Below are 14,288 nucleotides of genomic sequence, written 5' to 3' on the forward strand. Positions count from 1 at the left end.
TTCTTACTCCTGAAAGCCTGAAAAATATGTTGTTATGAACTTGTGGATAACCCGTCGCGATTCAAGGCATGAAGCGGGGATTTCCTGTGGGAATCGTGTGTGCAGCGCCGTTTACTTGGGGGCGCTGACCGTGACCAGCGCGGGGCGCAGCACGCGGTCGTTGATGGTGTAGCCCTTCTGGAGCACGCTCACCACGGTGTTGGGTTCCTGCTCGGGAGCGGGCACCACCGAGATGGCCTGGTGCTGGTGCGGGTCGAACCTGGCGCCGGGGGCGGGGGCCACCTCGATCACCTTGTTGCGTTCGAGCGCGCTCTTGAGCTGGCGCAGCGTGGCTTCGGCGCCTTCGCGGATCTGTTCGGACGTGGCGTCCTTGATGGCCAGGCCGGCTTCGAGGCTGTCGGTCACCGGCAGCAGGCTCTCGGCAAAGGCTTCGACCGCGAACTTGCGCGCCTTGGTGATCTCGTCGTCGGCGCGGCGGCGGGCGTTCTGCACGTCGGCCTGGGCGCGCAGGTACTGGTCGGACAGCTCGGCGTTCTTGGCCTGCAGGGCAGCGAGTTCGCCCTGGGCCGCGGCCAGCGCATCCTGCGCATCGGCTTCGTTGGCAGCCTGTGCGGCTTCCAGTTCTTCGGGGCTTGGCTCGCCTTGCAGCATTTGAGAATTCTGTGCGGATTGTTGCGGGTCAGACATTTTTCAAAGAACCGGCATGAGGCCGGAAAACAAACGATAGCCAGCCACTTGGGGCTGGTCAGGGGCATTTCAAGCGAAAAAATGCGGCCAGAAAGGCCGCAGCGGGAAGGAGCGCGCCGGACTTCTTCCAGAAACACCGCGGAACCGGCTTTGCCGGGCCGCTGGTGTTGCCCCCCGGCAGGGGGAGGGCGTAGCGACACGAAGTGCGCGCAGCCTGGGTGAGAGCCTCAATGCGCGTCGAGCAGCTCGACGTCGAACTTCAGCGTGGCGTTCGGCGGGATCACGCCGCCCGCGCCGCGTGCGCCGTAGCCCAGCGAAGCGGGAATGATCAGCGTGCGCTTGCCGCCGATCTTCATGCCGGCAACGCCTTCGTCCCAGCCCTTGATGACCTGGCCTGCGCCCAGCGAGAACGCGAACGGGTCGTTGCGGTCGCGGCTCGAGTCGAACTTGGCGCCTTGCACGCCGTCGTTGTAGAGCCAGCCGGTGTAGTGCACATGCACGTGCTGGCCGGCCTTGGCTTCTGCGCCGTCGCCCACGGTGGTGTCTTCGTATTGCAGGCCGGAGGGGGTGGTAGGCATGTTGAACGCTCCTTGCGTCAATGGGATGGAAGGTGGATGGATAAACGGACCGAAGGCGCGGAGTTTACCGACGCCCGGCAGCGGCCCGGACGGCCTGCTCAATTGCCGGTGTCAAGAGGCGGGACGGAGGAGGGCGGGGACGGCGCTGCAGGCGGGGCAGGGGGCGGCGCGCCCGGGGAAGAGGAAGAAGGAGGCGCCGAAGGCGAAGACGATGAAGGCGCTGCGGGCGTGGGCGCCGCCGGTGCCGCGGCCTTCTTGACCTGGCCCAGCTGCCACTTGCCCGCGAAGGCCTGCAGGTCCGAGAGCCGCTTGAGGAGGTCCTGCCCGCTCACCGTGAGGCTGTAGCCGTCACCGCCGTGGCTCACGAGGCCGGCCTCGCGCAGTTCCTTGATGCGGGTGTTGAGCGTGTTGGGGGTGATGCTGCCGACGCTGTCCTGCAGCAGCCGGAAGGTCTGGGCATGGCCGTCGCGCAGCGCCCAGAGCACGCGAAGTGCGTAGCGGGCCTCGAGAAGTGCAAGCAGCTGGCTGACGGCTGCGTTTTCCTTGGTACTCATCGACATCATCTCCTCGGGGCTGGGCGGGCCGTCGGTCCTGGGCAGGGCCGGTGCCTCGCGTTCTTGTTGGCTCGCTATCAGGGACCGCGCGTTGCGTCGGCGACTATAGCGCAAGGATCACGATGCTACTAGTTTTATAGCTACGGGTGCATGCTGCATGCGGGCCGTGAGACAAAGCTTCACAAATTAGCGAAATTGGCCATGGCTTCGCCCAGCCGGACCGGCCGGGTGGGCGCCCAGTCGGGGTTGAAGGCCAGCGGGGGGGGCGGGAACAGCATGACGACGGTGGAGCCGAGCAGGAAGCGGCCCATCTCCTCGCCTTGCCCGAGCGCGATCTGCTGATCGGCGTAGTGCCATTCGCGCAGTTCGCCACCGCGCGGCGGATTGACCACACCGTGCCACACGGTGGCCATGCTGCCGACGATGGTGGCACCCACCAGCACCAGCACGAAGGGGCCATGCGCCGATTCGAAGACGCACACCACGCGCTCGTTGCGCGCGAACAGCCCTGGCACGCCGCGCGCCGTGACCGGGTTGACCGAGAACAGGTCGCCGGGCACGTGGATCATGCGCACCAGGCGCCCGTCGCACGGCATGTGGATGCGGTGGTAGTCCTTCGGGCTCAGATACAGCGTGGCGAAGCTGCCGTGCGCGAAGCGTGCCGCGAGCACCGCGTCGCCGCCGACCAGCGCGGTGGTGCTGTAGTTGTGGCCCTTGGCCTGGAAGATCTGGTCGCCCTCGATGGCGCCGAACTGGCTGATCGCGCCGTCCACCGGGCACACGAGGTCGGCCTGCGCAAGAGGCCGCACGCCGGGCTTGAGCGCGCGCGTGAAGAACTGGTTGAAGCTCTTGTAGTGGTTGATGTCGGATTCGAGCGCCTCGCCCATGTCGACGCCGTACTTGGCAACGAAGCGCCGGATGATCCATGTGGTGACGGCGCCGCGTTCCTTGCCCGCGACCCAGCCGGCGAAGTTCGTCAGGGCCTGCTTGGGGAACAGGTATTGGGGCAGTACGGCAGAGCGGTCGGACACGTGTGGGAGGCCTGGAATGCCTGGAATGCGAATCGGAGGGGCATTCTATAAAGCGCCCGGCGGCCCGGACGTAGGAGGCTTCCCTTGTATCCGGCGCGCCGTTTCTCGTGCCCGGGACGCGCCTTGCGGGCGTCCCGGCCGGCGTCAGTCCGCCTTGATGCCCGCGGCCTTGATCACCTGCGCCCACTTCTCGACCTCGGCCTTCTGGAAGGCCGCGATCTTTGCCGTGCTGAGGTCGGCGGGCTCCATGCCGAAGCCCTTGAGCTTTTCCTGCATCTCGGGCGTTGCGAGGATCTTGCGGATCTCGGTGTGCAGCCGGTCGACGACGGGCGCCGGCGTGCCCGCGGGCACGAAGATCGCCTGCCACGACAGCACCTCGAAGTCCTGCAGGCCCGCAATGCCGGACTCCGCAACCGTCGGCACGTCGGGCATCGAGGCCAGGCGCTTGGCCGAGGTCACGGCAATGGCGCGCAGCTTGCCGCTCTGCACATGCGGGCCCGCCACCACCGTGGTGTCGAACATCATGTCGACCTGGCCGCCGATCACGTCCTGGATGGCCGGACCGCTCCCCTTGTAGGGAATGTGCGTGAACTTCACGCCCGACTTGAACGCCAGCAGTTCGAGCGACAGGTGCTGCGAGGTGCCCGTGCCGGCCGAGGCCGACGAGAGCCCGCCCGACTTGGTCTTGCTGGCTTCCAGCACGTCCTTCAGCGTCTTGTAGGGGCTGGCCTGGTTCACCACCAGCACCAGCGGGTTGGTGCCGATCAGCGTCACCGGGGCAAACGACTTCTGCGGGTCGTAGCCGAGCTTCGGGTACAGGCTCACGTTGATCGCGTGCGAGCTGATCGTGCCGCCCACCATCGTGAAGCCGTCGGGCGCCGCGCGCGAGCCGATTTCCGAGCCCACGCTGCCGCCGGCGCCGCCCTTGTTGTCGATGATCACGCTCGTGCCCAGCACCGTGCCGAGCTTCTGGCCGATCAGGCGGGCCAGCACGTCGGTCGTGCCGCCTGCGGGAAAGGGCACGAGGTAGGTGATGGCCTTGCCCGTGGGCCAGTTGCCGGGGCCCTGCGCGAACGCGGGCAGGCCTGCGGCGAGCGAAGAGGCGAGGGCGGTGCGAATCAGTGTGCGGCGTTGCATTGCGAAGTCTCCTTTGATGATGTTGATGGCGGTCGCCACCTCACGGTGCGTCGACGATTTCGATCCAGTTCGGGTTCTTGCCCACGGTGATGCGCGAAGGCTTGCCGAGCGCACCGGTTGCGGGATCGATGGGGTACAGCGAGATGCCGTGCGACTCCTGCCCGGCGGCAACCAGATAGCGGCCGCTCGAATCGATCGCGAAGCCGCGCGGCGTTTTCTCGGTCGGGGTCTGGCCCAGCGGCTGCAGCTGGCCGCTCGCCGCGTCCACCTTGAACGCCGAGAGCGTGCTCGAGGTGCGCTCCGAGGCGTACAGGTAGCGCCCGTCGGGCGTCAGGTGCAGGTCGGCCGCCCAGGGCTTGCCCGTGAAGCCCGGCGGCAGCGTGGTGGCGCTCTGCTCCAGCTTGAGCGTGCCGCGCGCCGCGTCCCATGCGTACACATGCAGGCTCGCGTCGAGCTCGTTCAGCAGGTAGACGTGCCGCTGCGCCTTGTCCCAGACGAAGTGGCGCGGCCCCGATTTGGCGGTGCTCATGGTCAGCGGCGGATCGTTGGCCGACAGCAGCCCTTTGTCCGCATCGAAGCGCCAGCTCGACACGTTGTCGCCGCCCAGGCTGGTGGCGAGCACGAAGCGGTTGCTCGCATCGGCGTGGACCGCATGCGCGTTGGGCCCGGTCTGGACCAGCTGCTGGATCGGGCCCACCGCGCCGTCCTTGCCGATGGCGTTGACCGAGATCTTGCCGCCCTGGTAGGAAGCCGCGAAGAGCCACTTGCCGCTCGCGTCGAGGCCGATGTTGGCCATGCTGTCGGCCAGCGGTGCCTCGCCGAGCTTCTGCAGCTTGCCGGTGGCCGCGTCGATCGACATGCTGGCCACCCGGAACGGCTGCGAGCGCAGCGCGGCGTAGAGCACGCGCCTGTCGGGGCTCACGGCCATCGGCATGACCGTACCGCCGACGTTGAGCGTCTGCACCGGCTTGAGCACGCCCTCGGCGCGGTCCAGCTCGAGCACCGAGATCTCCTGGCTGTCGGCGTTGGACACGTAGACCCAGGTGGCGGCCGAGGCATGGCCTGCAGCGGCGCACAGCAGTGCGATGCCGAAGCGGGCCCCTCGGGGCATGCGAAGGAACGTTTCTCTTTTCATGAGGGCGTTCCCCCGTCAGGGCATGTATTGCCCGCCGTTCACTTCGATCACCTGGCCGGTCACGTAGCCCGAGAGCTGCTCCGAAGCCAGGTAGAGGAAGGCGCCCACGCATTCGTCGGGCGAGCCGATGCGGCCCATGGGGATGGCGGTGCGGAACGATTCGAGCATTGCGGGCGTCGAGAAGCGGTCCTGGAACGGCGTCTGGATGACGCCCGGTGCCACGGCGTTCACGCGGATCTTGTCGCCGACGAGTTCCCGGGCGAGCCCGTGCGTGGCGGTGCTCACGAAACCCTTGGAGCCCGCATACAGGTAGGCGCCGGGCCCGCCGCCGGTGCGCGCCGCGACCGAAGTCACGTTGATGATGTTGCCGCCGCCGTGGGTGCGCATCAGCGGCACCACCTCGCGCGCAAACGCAAGCACCGAGCGTGCGTTGATGTGCATCACTTCGTCGAACAGCGCATCGTCGAACTCGGCGATGGGCACGCGCTTGACCAGGCTGCCGGCGTTGTTCACCAGCACGTCGATGCGGCCGAACCGTGCCACCGTCTGCCTGACGCATTCGCGGATCGCGGCGGTGTCGCGCACGTCGGCCTGCAGCGTGAAAGCGTCGCCGCCGGCCTTGCGGATGGTGTCGGCCACCTGGTTGGCGGCGTCGGCCGAGCTGTTGTAGTGCACCGCCACGCGCATGCCGCGCGCGGCGAACGCAATGGCCACGGCGGCACCGATGCCGGTGCTGGCGCCGGTGACGAGCGCGGTCTTGCCCTTGAGGTCTTCCATGGATGTTCCTTTCGAGGTCGGTGGTTCAGGTCACGGGGGCCGGGTTGAACAGCACCAGCGCGTTGTGCAGCTTCCACTGTTCGGCCCAGGTTTTCTTCCTGCCGCTGGCCACGTCGAGCATCAGGCGGAACAGCTCCCAGCCGATGTCCTCGATGGTGGCGTCGCCATCGGCGATGCGGCCTGCGTTCACGTCCATCAGGTCATGCCAGCGGCGCGCGAGGTCGCTGCGCGTGGCCACCTTGATGACCGGCACCTCGGCCAGGCCGTAGGGCGTGCCGCGGCCGGTGGTGAACACGTGCAGGTTCATGCCGGCGGCCAGCTGCAGCGTGCCGCAGATGAAGTCGCTGGCCGGCGTGGCGGCATAGAGCAGGCCTTTCTGCCTGGCCTTCTCGCCCGGGGCGACCACGCCCGAGATCGGCGCGCTGCCGCTCTTGACGATCGAGCCCATCGCCTTTTCGACGATGTTCGACAGCCCGCCCTTCTTGTTGCCCGGCGTGGTGTTGGCGCTGCGGTCGACGCGGCCGCGGTCCAGGTAGGCGTCGTACCAGGCCATCTCGCGGATCATCGCCTCGGCCACCTCGGGCGTGGTCGCGCGCGAGGTGAGCTGGTCGATGCCGTCGCGCACCTCGGTCACCTCCGAGAACATCACGGTGGCGCCGGCGCGCACCAAGAGGTCGGTGCAGAAGCCGACCGCGGGATTCGCAGTGACGCCGGAGAACGCATCGCTGCCGCCGCACTGCACGCCCACCACCAGCTCGCTCGCGGGCACGGTCTCGCGCCGGCGGGCATTGAGGCGCTCCAGATGCTCTTCGGCCTGCCGCAGGATCGAATCGACCATCGACATGAAGCCCACGTGCGCATCGTCCTGCAGGCACACCACGTCGAGCTTCTGGTCGGCCGTGGTGCCGACGTCGGCCACGTTGCGCTCGTCCACCAGCGCGATGCTGCCCGGCGGCAGCAGCCGCTCGGGCTGCAGCTTCTCGCAGCCCAGGCTGATGACCATCACCTCGCCGCCGAAGTTCGGGTTGAGGCTGATGTTGCGCAGCGTGCGGATCGGAATGATGGCGTCGGGCGCATCGATGGCCACGCCGCAGCCGTAGCTGTGCGAGAGGCCCACCACGTCGTCGACATTGGGGTACTTGGGCAGCAGCTCGGCCTTGATGCGCTGCACTGCGAAGTCGACCACGCCCGCCACGCACTGCACGGTCTGCGTGATGGCGAGGATGTTGCGCGTGCCCACCGAGCCATCGAGGTTGCGGTAGCCCTCGAAGGTGTAGCCCTCGAGCGGCGGCTGCGCGGGCGGGCGGGCGGTGGCGATCGGCAGGCCTTCGAGCTCGCGCGCGGCGGGCATCTGCAGCAGGCGCTCGTGCACCCAGCTGCCGGCCGGGATGGGCTTCAGCGCGTAGCCGATCGGCACGTTGTAGCGCCGCACCACGCCGCCTTCGGGAATGTCTTCCAGCGCCACCTTGTGGGCCTGGGGCACCTTGTCGACCAGCACCAGGCCGGAGGCGAGCATGGTGCCGGCGGGCAGGCCGCCGTCGTTGGCCACGATGGCGACGTTGTCGCGCGGATGCATGCTGATGGTGAGTGGCGCTCGGGCGGCGTTGGTCGATGTCATGGCGGGCAGGAGGTCAGGGGGCGGGTCGGCACTCGATCCAGTTCGGGTCTTGGCCGACGTCCAGGGAATGGCACGGCGTCAAGGTGCCGCGGGCCGGGGCGATGGCATAGCTCGTCACGCGGTGCGACAGCTGCCCGGCCGCAAGCAGGAAGCGGCCGTCCGGCGTGATCGAGAACCCGCGGGGCTGGGTTTCGGTGGGCACATGGCCGATCAGCGCCAAGGCGCCATCGGCCGCATCGACCGCAAAGGCAGCAAGGGTGTTCGAGCGCCGCTCGCTGGCATACAGGAAGCGAGCGTCGGGTGTGAGATGGAGGTCCGATGCCCATGCACCCTCGGTAAAGCCCGCGGGGAGCGCCGACACCGTGAGCCGCGGCGACAGGCCGCCGGTGCGCGCATCGATGTCGAGCAGGGTGATGGACGCATCAAGTTCGCCAAGCAGGTAGCAGCGCCGGCCGGACGGATGAAAGGCCAGGTGCCGCGGACCGACGCCGGCGGCAAACGCGAGCTGCGCCGGTTCGGCGGGCGAGAGCAGCCCGGCGGCGGCGTCGAAGCGCCAGTGCAGCACGGCAGCCCCGCCAAGGCAGGTCGAATAGACGTGGCCGCTGCCTGGCGCCTGCACGATGCAGTGGGCGTTGTCGCCGGTCGGCAGCACCTGCCGCGCGGCACGCGGCAGGCCGTCTTCGCCGATCGGGCTGACGGCGATCTGGTGGCCGCCGTACGAGGCGCTGAACAGATGGCGCCCTGTCGCATCGGTCGACAGGTAGGCCATGCTGTGGGGCAGGGGCGCCTCGCCGGTGCGCGTGAGCAGGCCGGTGCCGGCGTCGATGGCCAGCGTGACCACCGCCAGCGGCTCCGAGCGGCGTGCCACGTGCAGATGGCGCCCGCCGCGTGCGATGAACATCGGCATCAGCATGCCGCCGAGCTCGACCCGCTGGCGCAGCGCGAGCTCGCCGGTGCGCTCGTCGATGGCAAGCACATCGACCTCGCCACTGCCGGCGCAGGAGACATAGGCAAGCATCGTCATGCGGGCGTCTTTCTCACAGGCCGAGCAGGCGCGGCAGCCAGAGCGAGAGCGCCGGCACGTAGGTCACTGCGAGCAGCACCATGAAAAGCGCCGCGAAGAAGGGCGCGCAGGCCCGCGTCACGACACCGATCGGCAGCTTGGCCACCGCACTGCCCACGAAGAGCACCGTACCCACCGGCGGCGTGATCAGGCCGATGCCGAGGTTGACCATCATGATCATGCCGAAGTGCACCGGGTCGATGCCCAGCAGCTTCACCACCGGCAGCAGGATCGGCGTGAGGATCAGGATCAGCGGCGACATGTCCATCAGCGTGCCCAGGATGATCAGCAGCACGTTGATGAGCGCGAGGATGACGTACTTGTTGTCCGACAGGCCTGTGAGGAAGGCCGTGACCTTCAGCGGGATCTGCATCAGCGTCATCAGGTAGCCGAAGCAGGCCGCGAAGCCGATCAGGATCATCACGATCGTCACCGTCTTGACCGTGCGGTGCACCAGCTTGGGCAGGTCGCGCCAGCGGTAGTCGCGGTAGATGAACATCGTGACGAAAAAGGCCCAGACCACCGCGATCGATGCCGACTCGTTGGCAGTGAACACGCCCGACAGGATGCCGCCCAGGATGATGACCATGGTCATCAGCCCCCACATGGCGTCCGCGCAGATCTTCAGCGCCTGGCGCAGCGGAATGACTTCGCCCTTCGGATAGTTCTCGCGCTTGGCGATGATCAGGCACAGCGCCGCGAGCGTGAGCCCCATGAGCAGGCCGGGCACGATGCCCGCGACGAACAGGCTGGCAATGGAGATCGAGCCGCCGGCGGCCAGCGAATAGAGCACCGCGTTGTGGCTCGGCGGAATCAGGATGGCCTGCACCGAGCCGCTGACGGTAACCGCCGTGGCAAAGGAGCGCGGATAGCCCTTGCGTTCCATCTCCGGGATCAGCACCGAGCCGATCGATGCGGTGTCGGCCACCGAAGAGCCCGAGATGGCGCCGAAGAAGGTGGAGGCCAGGATGTTCACCAGCGACAGGCCGCCGCGGATGAAGCCCACCAGCACGCCCGCAAAGGCGACCAGTCGGCGCGACATGCCGCCCTCGGCCATGATCGCGCCCGCCAGCACGAAGAAGGGGATGGCCAGCAGCGAGAACTTGTTGACGCCGGAGGCGAGCTGGATCATGACCGCGTCGAGCGGGATGTCGATCCAGAACGCCCCGATCAACGATGCCAGGCCCAGGCAATAGGCAATCGGCATCCCGATCGCCATGAGCAGCACGAAGCTGCCCAACAAAACCAATGCATCCATCAGGCAGCTTTCTCAGTGTCGTTCAATTCTTCGTAGCGCACGATGCCGCGCGCGGCTTGTGAACCGAAGATCATGCGTTCGATCACGAACACCAGCGTGGCGGCACCGCCGATCGGCAATGCCGCGTAGGTGACGCCGACCGGCAGCCAACTCAGCTCGCTGATCGACTGGTTCCAGGTCTCCATGCACAGGCGAGTGCCGTAATAGGCGACGAAGCCGCAGATCAGCACCATGAGCAGGTTCACCAGCACCGCCATGGCGCTGCGCAGGGCCGCGGGCAGCGGATCCGTCAGCATCGTGACGGCGATATGGGCGCCCGCGCGATACGCGGCCGCCGCGCCGATGAAGGTGAAGACCATCATCAGGAGAATCGCAATCGGTTCAGGCCACTGCGAGCCGGTGCCCAGCACATAGCGCGTGAACACGCCCCAGGGAATGATGAGAGACATCAGGAAGATCGCCGTCCCCGCGAGCCAGATGCAGGCAAGGTAGAGGCGATCGCACAGGCGAATGAAGAAGGGGGCCATGTTCGGTTCCAGACAGGCCCGGCCCGCGGGGCCGGGCGTCCTCTTACTTGGTGGCTTCGATGCGCTTGATCAGGTCGGCGAACTGCGAGCCGTACTTGGCACGCACCGGTGCGGTCGCATCGTAGAAGGGCTTGTTGTCGATCTTGATGAACTCGACGCCCTCGGCCTTGAGCTTGGCCGAGTAGTCGGCCACGCTCTTGTCCCACAGCGCGCGCTGTTCCATTTGCGCTTCGCGCGAGAACTTCTTGACCAGGGCCTGGTCATCCTTGGACAGCTTGTCCCAGGTGAGCTTCGACATCACGAAGATCTCCGGAATGATCAGGTGGTTGGTCTGGCTGTAGTACTTGGCGCCGGCCTGGTAATGGTGGGCGGTGTAGAGCGTGGGCGGATTGTTCTCGGCGCCGTCGACCACGCCGGTCTGGATCGCGGTGAAGACCTCGCCATAGCCCATCGAGATGCCGTTGCCGCCCATGGCGTTCATGGTGTCGACGAACAGCGGATTGCCCATCATGCGGATCTTCATGCCCTTGAGGTCGGCGGGCGAGCGAACCGGCTTCTTGGTGTAGAGGCTGCGCGAGCCGCCGTCCATCCAGCCCAGGCCGACCAGCCTGGCCGGCGATGCAGTGATCTTGTCGAGCATTTCCTGGCCGATCGGCCCGTCGATCACGGCGCGCATGTGGGCCTCGTCGCGGAACACGAAGGGCATGTTGAACACGTTCACTTCCGGCACCACAGGGCCGATCGGGCCGAGCGAGGTGCGCAGGATGTTGATGGCGCCGACCTGCGTCTGCTCGATCATTTCCTTCTCTCCGCCGAGCACCGAGCCGGGGAACATCTGCAGCTTGATGCGGCCATTGGTGGCGGCTTCGAGCTTCTTGCCCATGTTCTCCACGGCAACGACGTTGGGGTAGCCGGCCGGATGAACGTCGGCAGCCTTGAGCGTCATGCTCTGGGCGGCGGCGAAGCCGGAAACGGTGAGGCTGGCAGCCACCGCGATCGCGGAGAAGGCGGTGCGCAACGATTGGATCTGCTTCATGGTTTGTCTCCTGGGGAAGCGGGTGGGGTCGAACGAAATGATCGGGGGAGGCGAGGGCTGCTCACTCGAAGGGCCCCTGCGCCGTGAACGCGCCGCCCTGGTAGACGGCATTGGGATCGGTCCGCGCCACGGGCGGCTGCGCCTCGACCTTGTCGCGGAACACCTCGGAGCCGTCCTGCGGCACGAAGCCCAGGTGGGCGGCGGCGCTGTTGTCCCACCAGACGTCGCGGTTGTTGGACATGCCGTAGACCACCGTGTGCTTCACGCCAGGCGTGAAGAGCGACTTCTCGATCAGCGTGGTCAGGTCGCGGTAGCTGAGCCAGGTGCTCATCATCCGGCGGTTGAGCGGCTCGGGGAAGGACGAGCCGATGCGGATGCTCACCGTCTCGATGCCCCAGCGGTCGAAATAGAACTGCGCCATGTCCTCGCCGAAGGACTTCGACAGGCCGTAGTAGCCGTCGGGCCGGCGCTGGGCGTGGGCGTCGATGTGCTCGGTCTGCTTGTAGAAGCCGATCACATGGTTGGAGCTGGCGAACACCACGCGCTTCACGCCGTGGCGGCGCGCAGCTTCGTAGACGTTGAAGACGCCCTTGATGTTGGCCTCGAGAATTTCCTCGAAAGGGCGCTCGACCGAAACGCCGCCCAGGTGCACGATGGCGCTGCAGCCCTCGACCAGTGCGTGGACCGCGGCCTTGTCCGAAAGATCGCAGGGTACGACCTCTTCGTGCGCACCCTCGGAAGGGGCGAGGGCGGCGATGTCGGACAGGCGCAATATCCGGGCACAGGGGCGCAGGCGTTCGCGCAGGACCTTGCCCAGTCCGCCGGCGGCGCCGGTCAGCAGAATCCGGTGGAGCTGGGTGTGGGAGGCTTGATGGGACGTCGACATTTTTGCTGACCTGAGAAGTTATCTGTTGTCGTACAACTAATGCGGGATTATTATCGTGACCATGGTCCAGACGACTGCGGGTAATCCCTCAATTTCCGGCGCGGCGACAGAAGTTGCCGCCGGCACGCCCTTCGTGGGGCGCCCGCGGCCACGCGCGCGCGGGCTCGCCCACGGGCTGGTCGAGGACCTGGGCGAGAAGATCCGCAGCCAGCAACTGCGCCCGGGCGACAAGCTGCCGACCGAGTCGGCCATCATGCAATCCTTCGGCGTCAGCCGCACCGTGGTGCGCGAGGCGCTGTCCAAGCTGCAGGCCGCGGGGCTGGTGGAAACGCACCATGGCGTCGGCACCTTCGTGCTGCAGCCGCGCGCGGCCGGCATGTTCCGGCTCGATTCCGCCGACATCGCCACCTCGGTGGATGTGCTGGCGGTGCTCGAGCTGCGCATCAGCCTTGAAACCGAATCCGCCGGGCTGGCCGCCACGCGGCGCACCGAGGAGCAGCTGTTCGCGATGCGCCAGGCACTCGACGATTTCGAGCGCAACGTGGCGGTGGCGGGGGACACCGTGGCGCCCGATTTCCGCTTCCACCTGCAGATCGCCCAGGCCACCGGCAACCCGTACTTCGCGGACATCATGAGCCACCTGGGCACCACGATCATCCCGCGCACGCGCATCACCGCCATCCGCAACTACGACCGGCGCGGCGAGTACCTGAGCCGCGTGAACCGCGAGCACGAAGAAATCTACGCGGCCATCGCGCGCCGCGATCCCGAATCGGCCCGCGCGGCGATGCGCATCCACCTGACCAACAGCCGCGAGCGGCTGCGCGTGGCGCAGGAAGCGGCCCAGCAGGCCGCAGCCAAGACGCCGCCAGCGGCTTCCTGAGAAGAAATTTCGGGCGGGCGCTGGACAAGCGTCATTGGTAGTTGTACGATGACTGACAACACAATCCAGCAGGAGACTCAGAATGAGCTTGAAACGACGTGATCTGATGCTTGGCGCCCTCGGCGGCGGGGTGCTTGCGGCCGGTGGCGTGCATGCCGCCGACAACTGGCCGTCCAAGCCCGTGCGCATCGTGGTGCCGTACCCGCCGGGCGGTTCGTCCGACATCATTGCCCGCTCCATCAGCCAGCAGTTGTCGGAAGCGCTCGGCCAGCCGGTCATCGTCGAGAACAAGCCGGGCGCCAACGGCAACCTCGGCGCCGATTACGTTGCCAAGTCCAGGCCCGATGGCTACACGCTGCTGCTGTGCGACGTGGGCGCGCTCGCGATCAGTCCCTCTGTTTATACGAAGCTGCCGTTCGATCCTTCCAAGGACCTGCGCGGCGTGACCATGCTGGCCTATTCGCCGCACCTGCTGGTGGTGCATCCGTCGGTCCAGGCCAGCAATCTGAAGGAACTGATCGCGCTGTCGAAGAAGTCGGACATCAATTTTGCCGTGACCGCCACCGGCAGCGCGCCGCACCTGGCCGGCGTGGCGCTCGAGCGCGCGAGCGGCGCGCGCTGGCAGTACGTGCCCTACAAGGGCGGCGTGCAGGCGGTGCAGGACACGGTTGCGGGCCAGACGCAGATCCTGATGAACGGCATGCTCGCCACGTTGCCGCACGTGCAGAGCGGCAAGCTCAAGGTGCTCGGCGTGTCGAAGTCGACGCGCATGCCGCTGATCGGCGAAGTGCCCACCCTCGCGGAGCAGGGCGTGGCCGGCTTCGAGTCGGGCACCTGGCAGGGCGTGCGGGTGGCCAAGGGCACGCCCGACGCCATCGTGCAGCGCCTCAACAAGGAGCTGATCACCGTGATCCGCTCGGCCGACATCCGCTCGCGCCTTGCGGGGCAGGGCGCCGAGGTCGTGACCATGGCACCGGCCGAGGAAGAGCAGTTCTTCGGCAAGGAGCGCGCGCGCTGGGCCAAGGTAGTTGCCGACGCCGGAATCAAGCTGGATTAAGGCTCTCCCCCGTCCTCGAAAAGAACGGATTCTCTTTTTTATTACTCTTATTGGTGTCTCG

At 67.1% G+C, this 14,288-nt stretch carries 15 protein-coding genes; 2 read left to right on the forward strand and 13 right to left on the reverse strand.

Annotated elements, in window-relative coordinates; genetic code table 11:
• Window positions 1-111: 111 nt before the first annotated feature.
• The 13 genes from grpE to EJO66_RS31705 form a co-directional block, all read right to left on the reverse strand.
• Window positions 112-687: a nucleotide exchange factor GrpE gene (grpE, locus tag EJO66_RS31645; protein WP_125967174.1), complete on the reverse strand. Its 576-nt coding sequence runs from the start codon at window positions 685-687 to the stop codon at window positions 112-114.
• 227 nt (window positions 688-914) lie between these two features.
• Window positions 915-1,265 carry an FKBP-type peptidyl-prolyl cis-trans isomerase gene (locus EJO66_RS31650; RefSeq protein WP_012746856.1) on the reverse strand — a complete coding sequence of 117 codons (351 nt, stop codon included), beginning with the start codon at window positions 1,263-1,265 and terminating at the stop codon, window positions 915-917.
• 98 nt (window positions 1,266-1,363) lie between these two features.
• Complete coding sequence (locus tag EJO66_RS31655; RefSeq protein ID WP_124961472.1) at window positions 1,364-1,819, reverse strand: winged helix-turn-helix transcriptional regulator; 456 nt, start codon at window positions 1,817-1,819, stop codon at window positions 1,364-1,366.
• 179 nt (window positions 1,820-1,998) lie between these two features.
• A complete protein-coding gene (asd, locus tag EJO66_RS31660; RefSeq protein WP_125967175.1) occupies window positions 1,999-2,850 on the reverse strand; it encodes an archaetidylserine decarboxylase in 852 nt (283 codons plus the stop codon).
• A gap of 144 nt (window positions 2,851-2,994) precedes the next feature.
• Window positions 2,995-3,987, reverse strand: coding sequence for a Bug family tripartite tricarboxylate transporter substrate binding protein (locus EJO66_RS31665; RefSeq protein ID WP_124961470.1), 993 nt, complete (start codon window positions 3,985-3,987; stop codon window positions 2,995-2,997).
• A 40-nt stretch (window positions 3,988-4,027) separates the two neighbouring features.
• A complete protein-coding gene (locus EJO66_RS31670; protein WP_125967176.1) occupies window positions 4,028-5,122 on the reverse strand; it encodes a lactonase family protein in 1,095 nt (364 codons plus the stop codon).
• Window positions 5,123-5,137: 15 nt separating this feature from the next.
• The gene (locus EJO66_RS31675; RefSeq protein ID WP_125967177.1) at window positions 5,138-5,899 is read right to left on the reverse strand and encodes an SDR family NAD(P)-dependent oxidoreductase; all 762 of its coding nucleotides are present in this window, start codon (window positions 5,897-5,899) and stop codon (window positions 5,138-5,140) included.
• A gap of 25 nt (window positions 5,900-5,924) precedes the next feature.
• A complete protein-coding gene (garD, locus tag EJO66_RS31680; protein WP_125967178.1) occupies window positions 5,925-7,517 on the reverse strand; it encodes a galactarate dehydratase in 1,593 nt (530 codons plus the stop codon).
• A gap of 13 nt (window positions 7,518-7,530) precedes the next feature.
• Window positions 7,531-8,541, reverse strand: a complete 1,011-nt coding sequence (locus tag EJO66_RS31685) for a lactonase family protein (RefSeq protein WP_125967179.1) — start codon at window positions 8,539-8,541, stop codon at window positions 7,531-7,533.
• Window positions 8,542-8,554: 13 nt separating this feature from the next.
• Window positions 8,555-9,838: a TRAP transporter large permease gene (locus tag EJO66_RS31690; RefSeq protein ID WP_125967180.1), complete on the reverse strand. Its 1,284-nt coding sequence runs from the start codon at window positions 9,836-9,838 to the stop codon at window positions 8,555-8,557.
• Complete coding sequence (locus EJO66_RS31695) at window positions 9,838-10,365, reverse strand: TRAP transporter small permease (RefSeq protein ID WP_125967181.1); 528 nt, start codon at window positions 10,363-10,365, stop codon at window positions 9,838-9,840. The genes EJO66_RS31690 and EJO66_RS31695 overlap by 1 nt, the downstream gene beginning before the upstream one ends.
• A gap of 43 nt (window positions 10,366-10,408) precedes the next feature.
• Window positions 10,409-11,401: a TRAP transporter substrate-binding protein gene (locus EJO66_RS31700; protein ID WP_125967182.1), complete on the reverse strand. Its 993-nt coding sequence runs from the start codon at window positions 11,399-11,401 to the stop codon at window positions 10,409-10,411.
• Between the two features lie 61 nt (window positions 11,402-11,462).
• The gene (locus EJO66_RS31705; protein ID WP_125967183.1) at window positions 11,463-12,287 is read right to left on the reverse strand and encodes an NAD-dependent epimerase/dehydratase family protein; all 825 of its coding nucleotides are present in this window, start codon (window positions 12,285-12,287) and stop codon (window positions 11,463-11,465) included.
• 61 nt (window positions 12,288-12,348) lie between these two features.
• Between EJO66_RS31705 and EJO66_RS31710 the strand changes: the two genes are divergently transcribed.
• On the forward strand, window positions 12,349-13,170 hold the full coding sequence (locus EJO66_RS31710) for a FadR/GntR family transcriptional regulator (protein ID WP_125967184.1): 822 nt from the start codon (window positions 12,349-12,351) through the stop codon (window positions 13,168-13,170).
• A gap of 82 nt (window positions 13,171-13,252) precedes the next feature.
• A complete protein-coding gene (locus EJO66_RS31715; protein ID WP_125967185.1) occupies window positions 13,253-14,227 on the forward strand; it encodes a Bug family tripartite tricarboxylate transporter substrate binding protein in 975 nt (324 codons plus the stop codon).
• Window positions 14,228-14,288 lie beyond the last annotated feature (61 nt).

It is taken from the genome of Variovorax beijingensis (genome assembly GCF_003951285.1).
In the GTDB taxonomy this organism is placed as follows: Bacteria; Pseudomonadota; Gammaproteobacteria; order Burkholderiales; family Burkholderiaceae_C; genus Variovorax; species Variovorax beijingensis.